This is a genomic window from Citrobacter sp. Cpo126 (assembly GCF_030332445.1).
In the GTDB taxonomy this organism is placed as follows: Bacteria; Pseudomonadota; Gammaproteobacteria; order Enterobacterales; family Enterobacteriaceae; genus Citrobacter; species Citrobacter portucalensis.
In genome coordinates, this window is the sequence record NZ_JAOWHT010000020.1 from 13934 (window position 1) to 36632 (window position 22699).

The 22699-nt window shown below is 52.2% G+C and carries 18 protein-coding genes; 2 read left to right on the plus strand and 16 right to left on the minus strand.

Going from position 1 to position 22699, the window contains the following annotated elements; translation table 11 throughout:
• Position 1 precedes the first annotated feature (1 nt).
• The 16 genes from dnaE to rpsB all read right to left on the minus strand — a co-directional run bounded on the left by dnaE (position 2) and on the right by rpsB (position 18648).
• Entirely contained in the window at positions 2-3484 is a 3483-nt protein-coding gene (gene dnaE / locus OGY17_RS00890; protein WP_008786271.1) for a DNA polymerase III subunit alpha, read from the minus strand.
• A 24-nt stretch (positions 3485-3508) separates the two neighbouring features.
• On the minus strand, positions 3509-4105 hold the full coding sequence (rnhB, locus tag OGY17_RS00895; protein ID WP_008786270.1) for a ribonuclease HII: 597 nt from the start codon (positions 4103-4105) through the stop codon (positions 3509-3511).
• Positions 4102-5250 (minus strand): lipid-A-disaccharide synthase, encoded by a 1149-nt coding sequence (lpxB, locus tag OGY17_RS00900; protein WP_003829168.1) that lies wholly within the window; start codon positions 5248-5250, stop codon positions 4102-4104. Before lpxB ends, rnhB begins: the two co-directional genes overlap by 4 nt.
• The gene (gene lpxA, locus OGY17_RS00905; protein ID WP_003018525.1) at positions 5250-6038 is read right to left on the minus strand and encodes an acyl-ACP--UDP-N-acetylglucosamine O-acyltransferase; all 789 of its coding nucleotides are present in this window, start codon (positions 6036-6038) and stop codon (positions 5250-5252) included. Before lpxA ends, lpxB begins: the two co-directional genes overlap by 1 nt.
• A 3-nt stretch (positions 6039-6041) precedes the next feature.
• On the minus strand, positions 6042-6497 hold the full coding sequence (gene fabZ / locus OGY17_RS00910; RefSeq protein ID WP_003018528.1) for a 3-hydroxyacyl-ACP dehydratase FabZ: 456 nt from the start codon (positions 6495-6497) through the stop codon (positions 6042-6044).
• Between the two features lie 103 nt (positions 6498-6600).
• Entirely contained in the window at positions 6601-7626 is a 1026-nt protein-coding gene (lpxD, locus tag OGY17_RS00915; RefSeq protein WP_003018531.1) for a UDP-3-O-(3-hydroxymyristoyl)glucosamine N-acyltransferase, read from the minus strand.
• Between the two features lie 3 nt (positions 7627-7629).
• Positions 7630-8115: a molecular chaperone Skp gene (skp, locus tag OGY17_RS00920; RefSeq protein WP_016151765.1), complete on the minus strand. Its 486-nt coding sequence runs from the start codon at positions 8113-8115 to the stop codon at positions 7630-7632.
• Between the two features lie 122 nt (positions 8116-8237).
• Positions 8238-10649 (minus strand): outer membrane protein assembly factor BamA, encoded by a 2412-nt coding sequence (gene bamA, locus OGY17_RS00925; RefSeq protein ID WP_032942405.1) that lies wholly within the window; start codon positions 10647-10649, stop codon positions 8238-8240.
• A gap of 29 nt (positions 10650-10678) precedes the next feature.
• A complete protein-coding gene (gene rseP, locus OGY17_RS00930; protein WP_003829173.1) occupies positions 10679-12031 on the minus strand; it encodes a sigma E protease regulator RseP in 1353 nt (450 codons plus the stop codon).
• Between the two features lie 11 nt (positions 12032-12042).
• Positions 12043-12900, minus strand: a complete 858-nt coding sequence (gene cdsA / locus OGY17_RS00935) for a phosphatidate cytidylyltransferase (RefSeq protein WP_008786267.1) — start codon at positions 12898-12900, stop codon at positions 12043-12045.
• A 12-nt stretch (positions 12901-12912) separates the two neighbouring features.
• Positions 12913-13671, minus strand: a complete 759-nt coding sequence (ispU, locus tag OGY17_RS00940) for a (2E,6E)-farnesyl-diphosphate-specific ditrans,polycis-undecaprenyl-diphosphate synthase (RefSeq protein ID WP_008786266.1) — start codon at positions 13669-13671, stop codon at positions 12913-12915.
• 187 nt (positions 13672-13858) lie between these two features.
• On the minus strand, positions 13859-15055 hold the full coding sequence (gene ispC / locus OGY17_RS00945) for a 1-deoxy-D-xylulose-5-phosphate reductoisomerase (RefSeq protein WP_003829176.1): 1197 nt from the start codon (positions 15053-15055) through the stop codon (positions 13859-13861).
• Between the two features lie 183 nt (positions 15056-15238).
• A complete protein-coding gene (gene frr, locus OGY17_RS00950) occupies positions 15239-15796 on the minus strand; it encodes a ribosome recycling factor (protein WP_003018547.1) in 558 nt (185 codons plus the stop codon).
• Positions 15797-15935: 139 nt separating this feature from the next.
• On the minus strand, positions 15936-16661 hold the full coding sequence (gene pyrH / locus OGY17_RS00955) for a UMP kinase (protein ID WP_003018549.1): 726 nt from the start codon (positions 16659-16661) through the stop codon (positions 15936-15938).
• 145 nt (positions 16662-16806) lie between these two features.
• Positions 16807-17658, minus strand: coding sequence for a translation elongation factor Ts (gene tsf, locus OGY17_RS00960; RefSeq protein ID WP_003018551.1), 852 nt, complete (start codon positions 17656-17658; stop codon positions 16807-16809).
• A gap of 264 nt (positions 17659-17922) precedes the next feature.
• Positions 17923-18648, minus strand: coding sequence for a 30S ribosomal protein S2 (rpsB, locus tag OGY17_RS00965; protein WP_003018553.1), 726 nt, complete (start codon positions 18646-18648; stop codon positions 17923-17925).
• A gap of 449 nt (positions 18649-19097) precedes the next feature.
• Here rpsB and map point away from each other — a divergent pair, with 449 nt between their 5' ends.
• Positions 19098-19892 carry a type I methionyl aminopeptidase gene (gene map / locus OGY17_RS00970; protein ID WP_008786263.1) on the plus strand — a complete coding sequence of 265 codons (795 nt, stop codon included), beginning with the start codon at positions 19098-19100 and terminating at the stop codon, positions 19890-19892.
• A 113-nt stretch (positions 19893-20005) separates the two neighbouring features.
• Positions 20006-22678, plus strand: coding sequence for a bifunctional uridylyltransferase/uridylyl-removing protein GlnD (gene glnD / locus OGY17_RS00975; RefSeq protein ID WP_003829184.1), 2673 nt, complete (start codon positions 20006-20008; stop codon positions 22676-22678).
• Positions 22679-22699: the final 21 nt, after the last annotated feature.

The window sequence follows — 22699 nt, forward strand, 5'->3', positions numbered from 1 at the left end:
ATTAGTCAAACTCCAGTTCCACCTGCTCCGAACCAATAAGGCCACGGAGATCGTTTAGCAAACGATCGCTCGGAGAAACACGCCACGTCGCGCCAAAACGCAACCGCGCACGTGCATCCGCCCTCTGATAGTAGAGATGTACTGGAATTGTCCCCGAGCGGTGGGGTTCCAGAGACTGACGGAGTCGGTTTAAAAGCTGGTCATCAATTTGCCTGTCCGTCAGCGAGATAGCAAGCCCGCGAGCATATTTTTCCCGGGCTTCGTCAATATCCATGACTTCACGGGCCATCATTTTAAGCCCGCCGCTGAAGTCATCAAAGCTGACCTGTCCGCTGACGATAAGTATGCGGTCTTTTTCCAGCAATTGCTGGTATTTATCCAGAGCATCGGTAAACAACATAACTTCCAGACGTCCGGAACGGTCATCCAGTGTACAGATGCCGATACGATTGCCGCGCTTGGTGACCATTACCCGCGCAGCAATGACGAGCCCCGCAGCCGTGGTGACTTTACCACGTTCTGTCGGATGCATGTCTTTCAGCCTGTAGCCTCCGACATAGCGCTCAATTTCTTTTAAATACTGGTTGATGGGGTGTCCCGTCAGGTAAAGCCCCAACGTTTCACGCTCACCATCTAATACCACCTGCTCCGGCCACGGTTGGCAACTGGCATAGGATTGTTCAATTTGCTCCGGTTCTTCCGCCAGCACGCCAAACATATCGGCCTGACCGATGGCTTCGGCTTTTGCATGCTGATCGGCGGCTTTTAGCGCATCGTTGAGCGAATTCATCAACGCCGCCCGATGCGGGCCAAGGCGATCAAACGCCCCGGACATGATTAGCTTTTCCAGCACCCGGCGGTTAAGTTTTTTGATATCCGTGCGCGCACAGAGATCAAACAGCTCACGGAAGTAACCGCCTTCGTTACGCGCCTCAATAATAGCTTCAATTGGTCCTTCACCCACGCCTTTTATCGCGCCGATGCCATAAACAATCTCGCCATCATCATTCACGTGAAAATGGTAAAGCCCGGAGTTGATATCCGGCGGCAGGATTTTGAGTCCCATACGCCAGCATTCATCTACCAGCCCGACCACTTTTTCAGTGTTATCCATATCGGCGGTCATTACCGCCGCCATAAACTCAGCAGGATAATGCGCCTTCAGCCACAGCGTCTGGTAAGAGACAAGCGCATAGGCTGCGGAGTGCGATTTGTTAAATCCGTAACCGGCGAATTTCTCCACCAGGTCAAAGATTTTCATCGCCAGTTCACCGTCTACGCCGCGCTTTTTCGCCCCTTCTTCAAAGGTGCCGCGCTGCTTAGCCATCTCTTCCGGCTTTTTCTTACCCATCGCACGACGCAGCATATCCGCGCCGCCAAGGGTGTACCCGGACAACTCCTGGGCAATCTGCATAACCTGTTCCTGATACAGGATAATGCCGTAGGTCGGCTCCAGTACCGGTTTCAGACACTCATGCTGCCATTGTACGTCCGGGTAGGAAATCTCTTCGCGACCATGCTTACGGTCGATAAAGTTATCTACCATCCCCGACTGTAGCGGACCTGGGCGGAACAGAGCCACCAGTGCGATCATGTCTTCGAAGCAGTCAGGCTGCAGACGTTTGATCAGGTCTTTCATACCGCGGGATTCAAGCTGGAAGACCGCCGTGGTCTCCGAGCGTTGCAGCATATCGAAGCTTTTCTTGTCATCCAGCGGGATAGCCGCAATATCCAGCGGTGGCTCACCGTTCTTTTCACGGCGCGCGTTGATCATTTCCAGCGCCCAGTTGATGATGGTGAGCGTACGCAGGCCGAGGAAGTCGAACTTCACAAGACCGGCATATTCCACGTCGTTCTTATCAAACTGAGTAACCGGGTGCAGCCCCTGCTCATCGCAGTACAGAGGCGCAAAATCAGTAATTTTTGTCGGTGCGATAACCACACCACCGGCGTGCTTACCAGCGTTACGCGTGACGCCTTCCAGCTTACGCGCCATATCGATCAGCGCTTTAACCTCTTCATCTGCCTCATAGATTTCCGGCAGTTGGGGTTCGGCTTCAAAGGCTTTTGCCAGCGTCATGCCCGGGTCGGGCGGCACCAGTTTCGAAATACGGTCAACGAAACCGTACGGATGCCCCAGCACGCGGCCCACGTCGCGGATAACCGCTTTTGCAGCCATCGTACCAAAGGTAATAATCTGCGAAACCGCATCACGACCGTACATTTCCGCCACGTGCTCGATAACCTGGTCGCGTTTCTCCATACAAAAGTCAACGTCGAAGTCGGGCATTGAGACACGTTCCGGGTTAAGGAAACGTTCGAACAGCAGGTCAAACTCCAGCGGGTCGAGATCGGTAATTTTCAGCGCATAGGCGACAAGTGAGCCAGCGCCGGAACCACGTCCCGGGCCTACCGGTACGCCGTTATCTTTCGACCACTGGATAAATTCCATAACGATCAGGAAGTAGCCTGGGAATCCCATCTGGTTGATAACTTTAAGTTCAACTTCCAGACGTTCATCGTAAGGCGGGCGCTTCTGCGCACGAACTTCAGGGTCAGGGAACAAAAATTCGAGACGTTCTTCCAGCCCTTCGCGTGATTTCGCCACGAGGAAATCCTCGGTGGTCATATCGCCGGTCGGGAACTGCGGCAGGAAGTATTCGCCCAGACGCACCGTCACGTTGCAGCGTTTGGCTATCTCGACGGTGTTTTGCAGTGCTTCCGGAATATCGGAGAACAGCTCGCACATCTCATCTTCGCTGCGCATGTACTGCTGCGGCGAATAGTTACGCGGGCGTTTCGGGTCATCAAGGGTGAACCCGTCGTGGATTGCTACGCGGATTTCATGCGCGTCGAAATCTCCGGTTTCCAGGAAGCGGACATCGTTAGTCGCCACCACCGGTAGACCACGCGTTTCGGCTAGCGCTACAGCTGCGTGCAGATAATTTTCTTCATCTTGCCTGCCGGTGCGAATCAGTTCGAGGAAATAGCAATTGGGAAAATGTTCTTCGTAAAACGCCACGCACTCGTCAACCAGTGCGCTATTGCCGCGCAGCAGGCTGCGTCCGACATCGCCCATGCGACCGCCGGAGAGCAAAATCAAACCTTCTTTTAGCTCAACCAACCAGTCCCGGTCGATAACCGGTCCTTCTGCGCCATAGCCGCGCTGATAGGCTTTCGAAATCAACAACGTCAGGTTCTGATAGCCGGTATTATTTGCGGCCAGCACGGTGAGCTGCGTGAGTTCATCGCCCAACAGCTCACTGCGGACATGAAAATCTGCGCCAACTATCGGCTTGATACCCGCGCCGTGGCCCGCTCCGTAAAACTTCACCAGACCACACAGGTTGGTAAAATCGGTGATCGCCAGCGCAGGCATGCCTAACGCGGCCGCCTTTTTCACCAGCGGCCCGGTTTTCGCCAGCCCATCGATCATGGAGTAGTCGCTGTGCACCCGTAGGTGGACGAAACGTGGTTCAGACATCTTCAGATTCCTTCGACACAAGAATCAGGACGAGAGTCCCAGTGCGCGTTTGACGGGGCCAAAGCTGCGGCGATGGTGCTCAGTCGCACCATGCAGTGCCAATTTTTCCAGATGAAATGCGGTTGGATAGCCTTTGTGCTGTGCAAAACCATACTGTGGAAAAACCGTATCCAGCGCCGCCATTTCAGCGTCACGGGTCACTTTTGCCAGAATCGATGCGGCGCTAATCTCCGCCACGCGGCTATCACCTTTGACCACCGCCATCGACGGTACCGGTAATGCCGGGCAACGATTGCCGTCAATCAGCACGTATTCAGGCGCAATATGCAGACCCGCAACCGCACGCTGCATGGCCAGCATGGTGGCCTGCAAAATGTTCAGCTCGTCGATTTCATGCGGTTCCGCCCGACCCAGGCTCCAGCTTAACGCTTTTTCTTTAATTTCATCAAACAGCGCCAGGCGACGTTTTTCTGACAGTTTTTTTGAGTCGTTAAGACCGATAATAGGGCGAGCCGGATCCAGAATGACGGCAGCAGTGACGACTGCGCCAACCAAAGGGCCGCGCCCGACTTCATCCACACCCGCCACTAAATGCGTATGCGGATACACAAATTCAATCATTGCGCTAACTCCAGGACCGCATCCGCCGCCTGCTCATCAGCATTACAACGGATCTGCTGGTGCAGTTCACGGAATGTGTCGTGCATCGCATGGCTGGTTTTACCATTTGCCAGCAATGGCAACAGCGCTTGCGACAGCGCCTGCGGTTCACACTCTTCCTGCAACAGCTCTTTAACCAGTTCTCTTCCCGCCAGCAGGTTAGGTAGCGAAACGTAATCCGTTTTCACCAGGCGCTTCGCCAGCCAAAAGGTGAAGGGTTTCATACGGTAGCCAACCACCATCGGGCATTTTGCCAGCATACATTCCAGCGCGGCGGTACCTGAAGCCAGCAGTGCGGCATCGCTGGCCACCATTGCTTCACGTCCCATCCCATTGAGCAGATGTACAGAAAGCTCCGGTGCAACTTCCGCTTTAATGCGTTCAAACTGCTCGCGACGTTTGGCATTCACCAACGGCACCACCACTTCGAGATCCGGATAATGCTGGCGTAATAGCTGCGCCGTTTTCAGAAAATCGGCGCTGAGCATCTCCACTTCTGCACCACGGCTTCCTGGCAGTAGCGCCAGGCAGTGAGCGTCATGAGGAATCCCCAGAACATCACGGGCCGCATTTTTATCCGGGTCCAACGGCATGGCATCCGCCATGGTATGACCGATAAAGCGGCACGGGACGTTAAATTTGTCATAAAACGCCTTTTCGAAAGGCAGAAAGGCCAGCACCATGTTGGTGGATCTGCCTATTTTGAAAACGCGTTTCTGTCGCCACGCCCAGACGGACGGACTGACATAATGAATGGTTTTAATGCCCTGTTTTTTCAAGTTCCCTTCGAGGGTAATATTGAAATCAGGCGCATCAATGCCGACGAAAACATCCGGCTTTAAGTCGGTGAATCGGCGAGTGAGGTCGGCACGAATATGCAGTAAACGGCGCAGGCGTCCGAGCACTTCAACAATGCCCATGACCGCCAGCTCTTCCATTTCGTACCAGGCTTCACAGCCTTCGGCCTGCATCAGCGGACCCGCCACGCCAACAAAGCGCGCATTGGGAACGCGAGCCTTGAGTGCACGGATTAACCCTGCACCAAGAATATCGCCGGAGGTTTCTCCGGCGACGAGGGCAATCGTTAAAGGACGCTGTTCAGTCATTAACGAATCAGGCCACGCGTTGAGCGCTCAAAGAAGTCGCTGAAAGCCTGAACTTCGGGGTACTGTTTCGCCAGTTCCGCGATTTCTGGTTTCACTTCTTCCAGCGTTTTACCGCTACGGTACAACGCTTTGTAGGCGTTACGAATCGCGGTAATCGCTTCGCGGGTGAATCCACGACGCTTCAGACCTTCGATATTGACGCCAAACGGCGTCGCGTGGTTGCCCTGGGCGATAACGTACGGAGGCACGTCCTGGGCTACACCAGAACAGCCGCCAACCATCACATGAGCACCGATGATGCAGAACTGATGCACCGCAGTCATGCCGCCGATGATAACAAAATCATCAAGCGAAACATGTCCGGCAAGCGTGGCGTTATTCGCCAGAATACAGCGGTTGCCTACCGTACAATCATGCGCGACGTGCGCATTAATCATCAGTAAGTTATCGCTGCCCACCTTCGTCACTCCACCGCCCTGCACTGTGCCACGATGAATGGTGACGCTTTCGCGGATGCGGTTGCGATCGCCAATTTCCACACGGGTCGGTTCGCCAGCATATTTAAGATCCTGGTTAACTTCACCGATGGAGGCAAACTGATAGATCTCGTTATCGCGACCAATTTTTGTATGGCCATTCACGACAACGTGAGACTTCAGTACGGTACCCTCACCAATTTCAACATGGGGTCCAACAATACAAAATGGGCCAATGTGAGCATTGGCACCAATGCTGGCGCCCTCTTCTACAATGGCGGTCGGGTGAATAAAGGCGGATTTATCAATCACGTATCAGGCCTCCCGGCTACGGGCACACATCATCGTTGCTTCGCACACAACTTTACCGTCGACCAGCGCAACCCCTTTAAAACGGGTCAGGCCACGGCGCGTTTTCTCGAAAGTCACTTCCATGATCATCTGATCGCCAGGCACGACAGGACGCTTAAAGCGTGCTTCATCAATACCAGCGAAATAATACAGTTCGCCTGGTTCCAGTTTTCCTACGCTTTTAAACGCGAGGATACCGGTAGCCTGTGCCATCGCTTCCAGAATCAATACGCCAGGGAAAATAGGTTTACCCGGGAAGTGGCCCTGAAAGAAAGGCTCGTTAACGGATACATTTTTCACTGCGCGCAGAAAACGACCTTCTTCAAAATCCAGCACGCGGTCAACCAGCAGAAACGGAAAACGGTGCGGCAGAAGTTCTAAAATCTCTTCAATATGCAGAGTATGAGTGTTAGTAGTCAAAATACTCTTCCTGTCAAAATATACTAAAAGGCAATAATAACACGGCCTGTCGCAATCGTATGAATGGGACAGGCCGAAAAGTCAGACATGCAAAAACGGTGCTTTAGTCTTGTTGATTAACCTTGCGCTCAATCGCTTTGAGGCGCTTGCTCATATCATCAATATTCATCACCAGTGCAGCTGTTTTACGCCATACCTTGTTGGGTTGTAGCGGAATGCCTGAGGAGTAGACGCCAGGTTCAGTGATAGGACGCATCACCATACCCATGCCAGTTACCGTAACTTTGTCGCATATTTCCATATGCCCATTGATCACGCTGGCACCGCCAATCATGCAATAACGGCCAATCTTCAGGCTACCCGCCATAATGACGCCACCGGCTACCGCCGTATTGTCGCCAATCACAACGTTATGCGCAATCTGGCACTGGTTATCAATGATAACACCATTACCGATCACAGTATCGTCCAGAGCACCACGGTCAATGGTGGTACAAGCGCCGATCTCGACGCGATCGCCGATAATCACGCGACCAAGCTGGGGGATCTTCACCCAGTTACCACGATCGTTCGCGTAACCAAATCCATCAGATCCAACGACAGTGCTGGACTGGATCAGGCAATTTTCACCGATCTGGATGTCGTGGTAAATCGTCACATTCGCCCACAAGCGTGAACCTGCACCGATTTTGGTATTTTTTCCGACGAAGCAACCTGCACCGATAACCACGTTATCGCCCAGTTCTACGCCAGACTCAATGACCGCATTTGCGCCCACAGAGACATTATTACCCAGCTTCGCCGTTGCATCGATCACTGCACTGGGTGCAATGTTCTGTGCAGGCTGAGGCGTGGTATCTAAAATTTGCGCCATACGTGCATAGGTCAGGTAGGGATTCTTCACTACCAGCGCCGCACTCTTAGCAAAAGGAAGATCGTCCTGCGTCATCACAACGGCAGACGCCTGGCATACGCCTAAATGTTCACGGTATTTAGGATTCACCATGAACGTGATATTGCCAGTTTGCGCAGATTGCATGGACGCTACGCCGGTGATGACGATATCGCCATCACCGTGTAATTCTGCATCCAACTGCTCTGCTAAATCAGCCAGTCGAATTGAAGGCATTACTTATTTAACCTGTTTCAGTACGTCAGCGGTGATGTCTTTTACATCGCTGCTGTTGTATGCAACGGTGTTTGCGTCAACGACCAGATCAATGCTCTGGCTGTTAGCAACAGATTTCACCGCTGTCTGGATACGAGTAACCAGTTTGCCACGTTCTTCGTTGGAACGACGTGCACGATCCTGCTCGAAAGCCTGAGCTTTCTGAGAGAAAGTCTGGCGCTGAGCCATAACGTCTTTTTCCAGCTTGGTACGATCGCTACCCGCTTTCATTGATTGCAGACGCTGCATTTTAGATTGCAGATCGGATTCCATACGCTGCAGTTCGCTGGCACGGCCTTTGAACTCGTTTTCCAGAGTAGCAGAAACACCCGTCTTCTGTGCAACCTGTTGGAACAGGCTACCCATATTGACGATTGCAATTTTGTCAGCAGCCTGTGCGGACGTTGCCATCGCTAAACCGAGACCTGCAGCTAATAACCACTTTTTCACAATTAACTCCTTACCATCCCATTTGCACCCGAAGGTGCAGTTCTTTGCGTGGCCAGGCGATCCCATGCAAGATCGCCTAAAGTCATCGCTACACTACCACTACATTCCTTTGCGAAGAACAGTTACCAGGTTTTACCAATGTTAAACTGGAACTGTTCCGCTTTGTCTCCATCGTACTTCTTGAACGGCTGGGCGTAGGAGAAAACCAACGGCCCCAATGGGGACATCCATTGTAACGCGATACCCGCTGACATACGGATATTGCTCGGATCACTATAGTCCGGCACATCCGACGGCGCAGATGACGGATCCCAGTTCGTATCCCAAACGGTACCCATATCCCAGAAGAAGGAGGTACGGACCGAGTTAGCATACTTATCGCTGATGAACGGCGTCGGGGTAATAAATTCCAGGCTGGCGACAGCCATGGCGTTACCACCTACCGCATCATCTGATTTACAGCCTGAAGCCTGAGTACATTCTTCGTTATCACCGTCGTCCCAGTCAGTTCTGGCACCATTTTTATAAACCGCTTTCGGACCAATGGTGTTGGACTGGAAGCCACGCACGGTACTGGAACCACCGGCGTAGAAGTTCTCGTAGAACGGCATCTCTTTGCTGCCAATGCCATCCCCATAACCTACCTTGGTACGCCCCAGAACAACCCACTTGTGATCGTCATCGATCGGCACATAGGTCGCGGTATCCATCGACAGTTTGTAGTATTCGTTGTCTGAACCCGGAATGGTGACTTTACCGTTCAGGTTGACACGCGAACCGTCTGTCGGGAAATAACCACGGTCTAACTTGTTGTATGTCCAACCGTAGTTAAAGGTGAAATCATCAGCGGCAAAACTGCTGGTATCAGCGGATTGTCCCATCGACTCAAGATAACGATCCATTGCGATCTGCGGCTGCATATTGGACAGTTTGTTATGTACATAACCCAGGCCCGCACGCAACGTGTTGTATTCGTTGACCGGGAAGCCCAGCGTCACGTCTGTACCATAACTTTTGTTGGTATAGTCGGACAGGTCTGCATCATCCGCTTCAAAGTCGTTATAGAAGACGCGGCCACCAAGGCTCACACCATCAACGGTGAAGTACGGGTTAGTGACAGACAACTCAGTATAGGTCTGGTAGTCGTTTTTGGTGCCGTTAATCCCGACAGAATAACCGGTACCTAACCAGTTATCTTGCTGAACGCCAGCCTGGAAACTCACGCCGCTCTCGGTACCGTAACCGACGCCGAAGTTAAAGCTACCGGTGTTACGCTCTTTGACCTTGTAGACTACATCAACCTGATCCGGACGGCCTGGAACACGCTGAGTATCGGTATCAACGGTTTCAAAGTAACCCAGACGGTTCAGACGCTCTTTACCCTGATCGACCAGATCGCTGCCCAACCATGCACCTTCCATCTGACGCATTTCGCGACGCAGAACGGAATCTTTAGAAGTGTCGTTACCTTCAAAACGGATCTTACGCACATAGAAACGGTTACCCGCATCCACGTTTACACGTAATTTAACGGTTTTGTCGGCGTCATTGATTTCAGGCTGCGACTGTACGCGCGGATAGGCATAGCCATAGCGACCCAGAAGCTTCTTGATATCATCTTCCATTTTGGTCACTTTGGTGCCGTTATAGAGTTCACCTGGCTCGATCTTCGTCAGGGTCTCAATTTCGGCGGAGTGCCCGGCCAGGTTACCGCTCACCTGAACCCCAGAAAGCTTGTACTGCTCGCCTTCAGTGATGTTAACGGTGATGTAGATGCCTTTTTTATCCGGCGTCAGGCTGACCTGAGTGGAATCAATGTTGAAACGAGCATAACCGCGATCCAGATAGTAGCTACGCAGGGTTTCAAGGTCGCCCGCCAGCTTCTGTTTCTGGTATTTACGATCGCCCACCACGTTCCACCACGGTACTTCGTCACGCAACTGGAAGTGAGAGATAAGTTCGTCAGTCGAGAAGGCATGGTTGCCGACGATATTGATCTGTTGGATCTTCGCCGAAACACCTTCCTGGAAGACCAGCTTGAGGTCAACGCGGTTACGCGGCAACGGCGTCACCACCGCTTTCACACTGGCGCTGTACTTACCGACGCTATAGTAGAAATCTTCCAGGCCCTTTTCGATATCGGCAAGCGTTGTGCGATCCAGAGACTCGCCAACACGCACGCCAGACGCCTCGAGGTTTTGCTTCAGCATGTCATCTTTCACCGATTTGTTACCGGAGAAAGTGATGCTGGCAATCGTCGGACGTTCTTTTACCTGAACCAGAAGGGTATCACCATCGCGCAGGACGCGGACATCCTCAAAGTTTCCGGTGGCGAACAGAGCACGAATGGTATTACTGATGTCTTCATCATTAACCGTGTCGCCTGTGCGCACCGGCATACTGAGGAGAGCCGCACCAACGGCGACTCGCTGTAGGCCTTCGAAATGAATGTCCTTCACTACGAACCCTTCAGCACCGTATACGGTGGCGCTGCTAAACAGCAGCGACGCTATGAGCAACTTTTTCATCGCCATCGTTATTATGCGTTCTTCCTAACACTCTCTTACAACCGAGAGAAATCATTGAAAAGTGCAAGCCCCATTAACAACACCAGCAAGATAGAGCCAATGCGATAACTAAAGTCTTGAACCCGCTCGGATACCGGACCGCCCTTCAGCTTTTCTATCGCCAGGAACAGCAGATGCCCCCCGTCAAGAACGGGCAACGGAAACAGGTTGATTATCCCTAAGTTCACGCTGATAAGCGCAAGGAACATCAGGTAATAAATAATCCCGAACTCCGCTGACATCCCAGCCCCCTGGGCGATAGAAATCGGCCCACTGAGGTTGTTCAGTTTTACATCACCGGTAATCAATTTTCCCAGCATACTGACCGTCAGCTTCATCAACTGCCACGTTTTATCCGAGGCTTCGAGGATGGCGCTGAATGGCCCATACTGGCGTACAGTCTTATACTCATCAGGCAGAGGAATAACTTTAGGCACCACGCCCGCAAACCCTTCTGCCTTACCGTTAACCTGTTTTGAATCTGGGGTTAACGTTAAAGACAAGGAACTTCCTTGTCTTTCAATATCTAGCGCTAACGGCGTATCCGGATTATCGCGCACCAGCGTCACGAACGTCATCCATTGCGTCAGCGACTGACCATTGACTTTAACGATCCTGTCGCCAGCTTGCAAACCTGCCTTACTTGCAGCGGAGTTAACCTGCACTTCTGACAGTACCGGTTCAATCTGCGGACCGCGCGGACGCATGCCCAAACTAGAGACAGGATCCTCTTTGTCTGGCTCAAATGCCCAATGGCGTAAATCCAGCGTTTTGTCCTGTCGCTGGTTACTGCCAAACTGCGCCACGCTGAGGGTCGTATGCTCATCGCCAATTTTGGATACCAGTTGCAATCGCACGGCATCCCAATCAGGGGTTTCGATGCCATCAACCGCTTTTAGTTCCGTACCCGGCTGAATTTGCGCCTGTGCAGCAATCGAGTTGGGTGTTATTTCACCAACAACCGGACGAACGCCAGGGACACCAATGATAAACACCAGCCAATAAGCAAAAATAGCAAAAAGGAAGTTTGCAATCGGACCCGCGGCGATAATAGCAGCACGTTGTCCAACCGTTTTATTGTTGAAGGCGTAATGGCGCAATTCCGGTGCGACCGGTTCAGCGCGCTCATCCAGCATTTTGACGTAACCGCCGAGGGGAATCATGGCGATGACGTATTCCGTACCTGATTTATCGGTACGCCGCCAAAGCGCTTTTCCAAAGCCAATGGAAAAGCGTTCGACGCGGACTCCGCAGCGCCGCGCAACCCAGAAATGACCAAATTCATGCACGGTGATAAGCACACCAAGTGCGATGATGAATGCAGCCAAATTCCAGAGAATACTCAGCATAAGACCATCCGTTAGAGCGTCCTGAACACCAGTAACAACAGGCAGGCAAAGACCGGTACCGCAGCCGTCAGGCTATCAATACGATCCAGAATACCGCCGTGTCCTGGAATTAAGTGACCACTGTCCTTAATACCTGCTTCACGCTTAAACATACTCTCGGTCAGGTCACCCAGCACGGAGGCCAGGGCTGCAACGATGGAGCAAATGAGCAAGGTGACAGGCGCAACTTCAAGATTCGCCCACATGCCATAACCCCATGAGATCACGGCCGCAGTGGCGAGTCCGCCAAAAAAACCCTGCCAGGTTTTACCAGGAGAAACCTTCGGTGCCAGCTTATGTTTGCCAAATAGCTTACCAAACATATACGCACCAGAGTCCGCTCCCCAGACGAGGATCATGACATACAGCAGCCATAGCGCGCCACTATAATGATTCTCATCATAGTGCCATGCACGCAGCGCCAGCATTCCCCAAAAGAACGGGACAATGGTTAACACGCCGAAAATTATGCGTAATGTTTTGGAATTACGCCAGACCGACGCAGACCCTGGGTAAAACAATACCAGTAACAGCGCTACGACCCACCAGCCCAGCGACGCCCACAGCGATACTTCAACCAGCGGTTGATGGATATCGCGATGGTATTCTGGCAGCAAAAATAGCATCAGTGCCAGCAATAGCCCGCACAAAACCGCCAGCCAGACTCGCTGCGTACGCGTGGTAAAACCGCTTAACTGTCCCCATTCCCAGGCGGCCAACATACAGACGACCAACGTAACAATGGCGAACCCCACCGGCGGCAGCAAAAACAGCGCCGCGATGACAACGGGTATTAAAACAAAAGCAGAAATCAGGCGATACTTCAGCAAAAGCGACCCCCATCAGGCTTTTTCATCACCGGGTTCGGTGCCGCCGAAACGACGCTCACGATTAGCAAAGGCATGCAGCGCACCTTCAAAGTCTTGTTCATCGAAATCGGGCCAGAGAACATCGGTAAAGTAAAGTTCGGCGTAGGCAATTTGCCACAACAGAAAATTACTAATTCGGTGCTCTCCCCCAGTCCTTATCACTAAATCCACAGGAGCCAGCTCATGCATACAAATTTGCTGCCCAAGCATCTCTTCATCGATTTGCTCAGGATGCAGCACACCGTCCTGCACCTGTTGTGCCAGTTGCCTGACTCCCTGGACAATATCCCACCGTCCACCGTAATTCGCTGCAATATTCAGCGTCAACCCGGTATTCTGGGCGGTAATCGCTTCTGATTTGCGAATCCGTTCTTGCAAACGTGAGTTAAATCGACTGATATCCCCGATAATACGCAGGCGTACGTTATGGCGATGCAGGTTTTTCACTTCGCTATCAAGTGCCCACACAAACAGTTCCATTAACGCGCTCACTTCCTGCGCAGGTCGGTTCCAGTTCTCACTGCTAAAGGCATACAGCGTTAACGCATCAATACCGTTATTTGCAGCAAAAGAGACAGCCCGGCGGACGGATTTTGCTCCAGCCTTATGCCCAAAGGCGCGAATCTTCCCTTGCTTTTTCGCCCAGCGGCCATTGCCATCCATGATAATTGCGACATGGCGACAACCATGTGCTGGCAAATTTTCGCTTAATGGTTTAGTTGCAGACAACATAACGCGTTATTAGTCCCTGAAAGGATTTACGGTACTCAGGAATACTGAAGCCTATCCACAAAAAAGCCGTGTCAAACCACGGCTTACCCGACCGAAAAAAAGCAAATACCCGCGATCGGGTGGCGCAGACTATATCACTGAAGCCCAACGCTAACAAATAGCACGATTCTCCGTAGAGGGATTATCATCAGCTTGAGAGTCGCATCACTTCTTTTCTGGCGACTTCCCGCGCGATGGCATCGACCTTCAACACGTCGTCAACGCTCTGCGGTTCCTGCAAATCCATCTTATCCAGTACAGATAAATTGAGATCGGCAATATCGGTAAATCGGATCTGCTGCGCCAGGAATGCGGCAACGGTAATTTCATTCGCGGCATTGAGTGCGGTCGTCGCCGCCTGACCTTGCTCAAACGCGTCCATCGCCAGTTTCAGGCACGGATAACGCTGGTAATCAGGTGCGGAAAACGTCAACGCACTGAGTTTGCAAAAGTCGACAGGCTTAACACCGGACGTCACACGTTCTGGCCATGCCATCGTATGGGCAATAGGTGTACGCATATCAGGTTCACCCAACTGCGCCAGAACACTACCATCCTGATAACGGACCATCGAATGAATAACCGACTGCGGGTGAATCAGCACTTCCATCTGGCTTGCACTGGCATTAAATAACCAACGCGCTTCAATGTATTCCAGACCTTTGTTCATCATGGTGGCGGAATCGACAGAGATTTTTCGTCCCATCGACCAATTCGGATGACGGCATGCCTGATCGGGGGTCATAGAGACCAGATCGCGCAATGGCGTTTCACGGAATGGGCCACCAGACCCGGTAAGCAGAACTGACATGACGCCGTTTTGCTCAAGGTCAGCGTATCCCAGATTGTGTTGGATAGGTTGCGGTAAACTCTGAAAAATCGCGTTATGCTCGCTATCTACCGGCAAAAGCTGCGCTTTGTGGCGTTTCACGTCGTCCATAAACAGACGACCGCAGGTCACCAGAGATTCTTTATTCGCCAGCAAAATGCTTTTGCTCGCACGAATTGCCGCCAGCGTCGGCAGCAAACCCGCTGCGCCGACAATCGCCGCCATGACCTGATCAACATCATCCAGCGCAGCCATATCACAGGCAGCCTGCTGCCCGCTCATCACCTCGGTACGGCTACCCTGTGCCAAAAGAGCAGCTTTTACCTGTGCCGCGCTTTTTTCATCATCCATTACCGCATAGCGAGGCGCAAACTCCAGGCATTGCTCTACCATACGGGCAACATTTTTACCCGCCACCAACGCAGCAACACGAAATTTTTCCGGGTTATGGCGTACTACATCCAGCGTACTGCAACCAATGGAACCGGTTGATCCCAGGATGGTTAATTGCTTCATCGGACATCCAGAAGAATTTTACTCGTCATACTTCAAGTTGCATGTACGTTGGCTTTACTCGACCTTTGGCGTCACCGCCTTCCTGCAACTTGAATTATTTAGAGTATGTAGACAGAAAAAAGCAAAACGCCGCCATCCAGCCTTATCAGGCCTTCTAAGCGGCGTTTTTAGCGTACAGGCGAATCAGAACTGCATCAGTTCTGCTTCTTTCTCTGCCAGCGCCGCATCAACTTTCTTGATTGCTGCGTCAGTCAGTTTCTGTACGTCGTCCTGAGAACGGCGATCGTCATCTTCGCTGATCTCTTTTTCTTTCAACAACGCTTTCACTTTGTCGTTTGCATCGCGGCGTACGTTACGTACCGCAACACGCGCGCCTTCAGCTTCACCACGTACGATCTTGGTCAGATCTTTACGACGTTCTTCAGTCAGCGGCGGCAGCGGAACGCGGATGTCAGAGCCCGCAGAGCTTGGATTCAGACCGAGGTCGGAAGCCATGATTGCTTTCTCAACGGCTGGACCCATAGAACGGTCAAATACGTTGATTTTCAGGGTACGGGAATCTTCAACCGTTACGCTTGCCAGCTGGCGCAGCGGAGTCGGCGTGCCGTAATATTCCACGACAATACCATCCAGCAGGCTAGGAGAAGCACGACCCGTGCGAATTTTGCTGATTTGGTTTTTGAACGCTTCGACGCATTTGTCCATGCGTACTTCAGCATCTTTTCTGATATCGTTGATCACGTTACGAATCCTTGAAAGCTTGTTTCAGTCAGACCATACCCGCCACGCAAGATGTGACAAGTATAGTCTTGATTAATTTTGAGGGACGTATCCCGCGACATTAAAGCGGAATATTACCTGCATTTAGCCGCAACGGGAATTATTCCGTGATTAACGTGCCTTCTTTTTCACCCATAACAACACGGCGCAGTGCACCTGGTTTGTTCATGTTAAAGACACGAATCGGTAATTTGTGGTCACGAGCCAGCGTGAACGCGGCAAGATCCATTACTTTCAGCTCTTTATCCAGTACTTCAGTGTAGGTCAACTGTTCGTACATAGTCGCCGTTGGATCTTTAGCCGGGTCGGCAGTAAATACGCCATCGACTTTGGTGGCTTTCAGAACCACATCCGCTTCAATTTCAATACCGCGCAGGCAGGCTGCAGAATCGGTGGTGAAGAACGGATTGCCGGTACCCGCAGACAAAATAACAACGCGGTTGTTACGCAGCAGGCTGATAGCTTCGGCCCAGCTGTAGTTATCACACACGCCGTTCAGAGGAATTGCGGACATCAAGCGAGCGTTCACATAGGCGCGGTGAAGCGCATCGCGCATCGCCAGACCGTTCATTACGGTGGCTAACATGCCCATGTGGTCGCCCACAACGCGGTTCATCCCCGCTTTCGCCAGACCAGCGCCACGGAACAGGTTACCACCACCAATCACTACGCCAACCTGAATACCCAGCTCAACCAGCTCTTTGATTTCCTGAGCCATGCGGTCGAGGATGCTTGCATCAATACCGAAGCCTTCTGAACCTTGCAGAGCTTCGCCACTTAACTTAAGCAGAATACGTTTGTAGACGGGTTTTGCATTGGTAGCCATGTTTCTTTCCTGAGACTGTCAACGAATGAGATGAGTTAATTCCGGCGACATTGTATGTCGCTTTTCAGCATGACCACTATAGCGGTTCGCTGAATTTACAAGCCAGACACAAAAAGAAGCCGCCCTCAGGCGGCTCCTTTAAAAATTAAGACTGCTTGGACATCGCAGCAACTTCTGCTGCAAAGTCAGTCTCAACTTTCTCGATGCCTTCACCCACTTCAAAGCGGATGAAACCAGTTACGTCAGCGTTATGCTCTTTCAGCAGCTGACCAACAGATTTGCTCGGTTCCATGACGAAAGGCTGACCGGTCAGAGAAACTTCGCCGGTGAATTTCTTCATGCGGCCTTCAACCATTTTCTCTGCGATTTCTTTCGGCTTGCCAGACTGCATAGCGATGTCCAGCTGAACCTGGTATTCTTTTTCTACCACTTCAGCGGAAACGTCTTCCGGTTTAACGAATTCTGGTTTGCTTGCAGCAACGTGCATTGCCAGCTGTTTAACCAGTTCTTCGTCAGCGCCAGTTGCAGCAACCAGAACACCGATACGAGCACCGTGCTGGTAGTTACCCAGAACTTCGCCTTCCAGGGAAGCAACGCGACGGATGTTGATGTTCTCACCGATTTTAGCAACCAGAGCAACACGTTCTTCTTCGAACTGTGCTTTCAGAACTTCAACGTCAGTGATTTTGCCAGCAACGGCAGCGTCCAGTACTTTGTCAGCAAATGCCTGGAAACCAGCATCTTTAGCAACGAAGTCAGTCTGGCAGTTAACTTCCAGAATGAAAGCGATGTTGCCGTCGATTTTGGTTTTGATTACGCCGTCAGCAGCAACGTTGCCTGCTTTTTTCGCCGCTTTGATTGCACCGGACTTACGCATGTTTTCGATTGCCAGCTCGATGTCGCCATTAGCTTCAGTCAGTGCTTTTTTGCAATCCATCATGCCTGCGCCAGTACGCTCACGCAGCTCTTTTACCAGGGATGCGGTAATTTCAGCCATTCTAAAATCCTCGGAAGATTTGATCTGCCCGGCATGAAACCGCACAGATTTAAAAGTGAAAAAGGGGGCCATATACAGGCCCCCTAACCAAACGTGATACTACCTGGCCTATATCCGTCATTCTTCCAGCTGCAGGTGCGTTGTTTTCCTTACTCACCCCAGTCACTTACTTATGTAAGCTCCGGGGGATTCGTTGCGTCAACGCCTTCCTGCAACTCGAATTATCTTGGATATATAAGGGGTCGCTCTAACGAGCGTGCCTTATTATTCAGCTTCTACGAAGCTTTCTTCCGCCTGGGAAGCCAGATCCTGAGAACGGCCTTCACGAACGGTAGTAGCTACAGCGCCCAGGTACAGGGTCACAGCACGGATTGCGTCGTCGTTACCCGGGATAACGAAGTCAACACCGTCCGGATCAGAGTTGGTATCAACGATAGCAAATACTGGGATACCCAGGTTGTTTGCTTCTTTGATAGCAATGTGCTCGTGGTCAGCATCGATTACGAACAGAGCGTCCGGCAGACCGCCCATGTCTTTGATACCGCCCAGGCTGTTTTCCAGTTTCTCAAGCTCACGAGTACGCATCAGCGCTTCTTTCTTGGTCAGCTTTTCGAAAGTACCGTCCTGAGACTGAGTTTCCAGATCTTTCAGACGTTTGATGGACTGACGAACGGTTTTCCAGTTAGTCAGCATACCGCCCAGCCAGCGATGGTTCACGAAGAACTGGTCGCAGCTGTTAGCAGCTTCTTTCACCGCTTCGCTTGCAGCGCGTTTAGTACCAACGAAAAGGATTTTACCTTTACGAGCAGAGATCTTGTTCAGTTCAGCCAGAGCTTCGTTGAACATCGGTACAGTTTTCTCAAGGTTGATGATGTGAACTTTGTTACGCGCACCGAAGATGAACGGCTTCATTTTCGGGTTCCAGTAACGGGTCTGGTGACCGAAGTGAACACCAGCCTTGAGCATGTCGCGCATGGAAACAGTTGCCATGATTAAAACCTCTATATATAAAAGTTGGGGTTAAGCCTCCACGCATCCCATATTACCGACCCCAAAGGGCACCCCGGAATATGTGCCGATACGTGTGTGTTGTTACACAAAGTGAGATTTGTCGCTCCCGTCCATCGTGTGTAGTCTTCGAATGGATCGGAAGTCCGGCGCGCTTTATACCACAAATACGCCACCGACACCAATAATTGTTGGCGGTCTGTGCTGAATGAACGATGAATTTCGTGTTACAGGAAGGCGGCAAATTTTTGAATCCCCGGGAGCTTACAACCAGTAAGTGACTGGGGTGAAAAAATGTAGCCAACGCATCTGTGGCACGAAAGGCGAAGTTCAGAATGATTCTCAATTTGGCAGGGTACACCCCAGACTGATACCATTGACAGCACTTACACAATTATTGTCGAAATAATCGACACTGATGGACAGAATTCATGGCTATCTCAATCAAGACCCCTGAAGAAATCGAAAAAATGCGCGTCGCTGGCCGCCTGGCCGCTGATGTACTGGAAATGATCGAACCGTTTGTTAAACCGGGCGTCAGCACCGGCGAGCTGGATCGCATCTGTAATGACTATATCGTGAATGAGCAACAGGCTATTTCCGCCTGCCTGGGCTATCACGGCTATCCGAAATCCGTATGTATCTCTATTAATGAAGTCGTGTGCCACGGGATCCCGGACGACGCTAAACTTCTGAAAGACGGCGACATCGTCAACATCGACGTAACCGTGATTAAAGACGAGTACCACGGCGATACCTCCAAGATGTTTATCGTCGGCAAACCTACTATTCTGGGCGAGCGTCTGTGCCGCGTCACACAGGAAAGCCTGTATCTGGCGCTGCGAATGGTAAAACCGGGAATTCGCCTGCGCACGCTGGGCGCTGCAATTCAGAAATATGCGGAAGGCGAAGGTTTCTCTGTTGTTCGTGAATACTGCGGTCACGGTATCGGTCGCGGCTTCCATGAAGAGCCACAGGTTCTGCACTACGATGCAGACGACGGTGGTGTGGTACTGCAGCCGGGCATGACGTTCACCATAGAACCGATGCTGAATGCCGGTGATTACCGCATCCGCACCATGAAAGACGGCTGGACGGTGAAAACCAAAGACCGGAGCTTGTCTGCACAGTACGAGCATACTATTGTAGTGACGGAAAACGGCTGTGAAATTCTGACGTTACGCAAGGATGACACCATCCCGGCGATCATCACACACGGCGAATAATGTTTTGCCTGATGGCGATGCATTCGCATCTTATCAGGCCTACAAATTGTACTACTTAGTAGGCCGGATAAGGCGTTCACGCCATCATCCGGCTTTTTAATGGGTGGCGCATAATGAATACTCTTCCTGAACAGCACGCAAATACTGCCCTCCCCACCCTGCCTGGCCAACCGCAAAACCCAGGGACATGGCCACAGCAAGATCTCAACTGCTCTGGCATTAAAGCGCATATCGACACCTTCCAGAACTGGTTAGGCGAAGCGTTTGACAGTGGAATTTCCGCAGAACAGCTCATTGAAGCCCGCACCGAATTTATTGACCAACTGCTACAGCGTTTGTGGATAGAAGCTGGGTTCGGGCAAATAGCCGATCTGGCGCTGGTTGCCGTTGGCGGCTACGGGCGAGGCGAACTGCACCCGCTTTCCGATATTGACCTGCTGATCCTGAGTCGTAAAAAGCTGCCTGATGCGCAGGCCGAGAAAGTCGGTGAGCTGTTAACGCTGCTATGGGACGTGAGGCTGGAGGTTGGGCATAGCGTGCGTACGCTGGAAGAGTGTCTGCTGGAAGGATTGTCAGATTTAACCGTCGCCACCAACCTGATTGAAACTCGCCTGCTGATCGGCGATGTGGCGCTGTTTCTGGAGCTGCAAAAGCATATTTTTAGCGAAGGTTTCTGGCCTTCCGACAAGTTTTACGCAGCCAAAGTGGAAGAGCAGAATCAGCGCCACCAGCGCTATCACGGCACCAGCTACAACCTGGAGCCGGACATCAAAAGCAGTCCCGGCGGCCTGCGCGATATCCATACCCTGCAATGGGTGGCCCGCCGCCATTTTGGTGCCACCTCACTGGACGAAATGGTCGGCTTCGGCTTTTTGACACTGGCAGAACGCGCCGAGCTGAATGAATGTTTGCATATCCTGTGGCGGATTCGCTTCGCCCTGCATCTGGTCGTTAGTCGTTACGACAACCGCCTGCTGTTTGACCGCCAGCTCAGCGTGGCGCAACGGCTAAACTACGGCGGCGAAGGCAACGAGCCTATCGAGCGGATGATGAAAGACTATTTCCGCGTCACCCGACGGGTCAGCGAACTGAATCACATGCTGTTGCAACTGTTCGACGAGGCGATCCTCGCCATGCCCGCCGATGAAAAACCGCGCCCGATTGATGACGACTTCCAACTGCGCGGCACGTTGATCGATCTGCGCAACGACGACCTGTTTATCCGCAAACCCGAAGCGATACTGCGGATGTTTTACATCATGGTGCGTAACAGCGCGATCAGCGGGATTTACTCCACCACGCTGCGCCATTTGCGTCATGCCCGCCGTCATTTAACGCAGCCGCTGTGCTACATCCCGGAAGCGCGATCGCTGTTTCTCAGTATGTTACGCCATCCGGGCGCGGTGAGCCGCGGTCTGCTGCCGATGCATCGCCACAGCGTGTTGTGGGCCTATATGCCGCAATGGTCGCATATTGTCGGCCAAATGCAGTTTGACCTGTTTCATGCCTATACGGTGGATGAACACACCATCCGCGTAATGCTCAAGCTGGAAAGTTTTGCTAACGAAGAGACCCGTCAGCGCCATCCGCTGTGTGTGGATCTATGGCCGCGTCTGCGACAGCCGGAGTTGATTCTGATTGCCGCGCTGTTCCACGATATCGCCAAAGGTCGCGGCGGCGATCACTCGGTACTCGGCGCTCAGGATGTGCTCAAGTTCGCCGAACTGCACGGCCTGAATTCCCGCGAAACGCAGCTGATCGTGTGGCTGGTGCGCCAGCATTTGCTGATGTCGGTGACCGCTCAGCGCCGCGATATTCAGGATCCCGAAGTAATTAAGCAATTCGCCGAAGAGGTACAAACGGAACACCGTCTGCGCTTTTTGGTGTGTCTGACCGTCGCGGATATTTGCGCCACCAACGAAACGCTGTGGAATAGCTGGAAGCAAAGCCTGCTACGCGAGCTGTACTTCGCAACGGAAAAACAACTCCGTCGTGGCATGCAAAATACGCCGGATATGCGTGAGCGTGTACGCCATCATCAGCTTCAGGCGCTGGCGCTACTGCGAATGGACAACATTGATGAAGAAGCGTTGCACCACATCTGGTCACGCTGTCGCGCCAACTACTTCGTGCGTCACAGCCCAAATCAGCTGGCCTGGCATGCGCGCCATCTGCTGCAACACGATCTCAGCAAGCCGCTGATCCTGCTCAGCCCACAGGCCACGCGCGGCGGGACAGAAATTTTCATCTGGAGCCCTGACCGCCCTTACCTGTTTGCCGCCGTCTGCGCCGAACTGGACAGGCGTAATCTTAGCGTCCACGATGCGCAGATTTTCACTACCCGCGATGGGATGGCGATGGATACGTTCATCGTACTGGAACCGGACGGCAGCCCGCTGTCTTCAGATCGACACGAAGCGATCCGTTTTGGACTGGAACAGGCCATCACGCAGCGCAGTTGGCAGCCACCGCAACCGCGTCGCCAGCCGGCAAAATTACGCCACTTTACCGTCGATACTGAGGTCACCTTTTTGCCGACCCATACCGACCGAAAATCATTCCTGGAGCTTATCGCTCTCGACCAGCCCGGCCTGCTGGCGCGGGTCGGGCAGATTTTTGCCGATCTGGGAATTTCGCTGCATGGCGCCCGAATTACAACCATTGGCGAGCGAGTAGAAGATTTATTCATAATCGCCACCGCCGACCGGCGCGCCCTTAATAATGAGCTGCAGCAGGAAGTGCATCAACGGTTGACAGAGGCCCTCAATCCAAACGATAAAGGGTGATGTTTTTATTTATTATGGAAA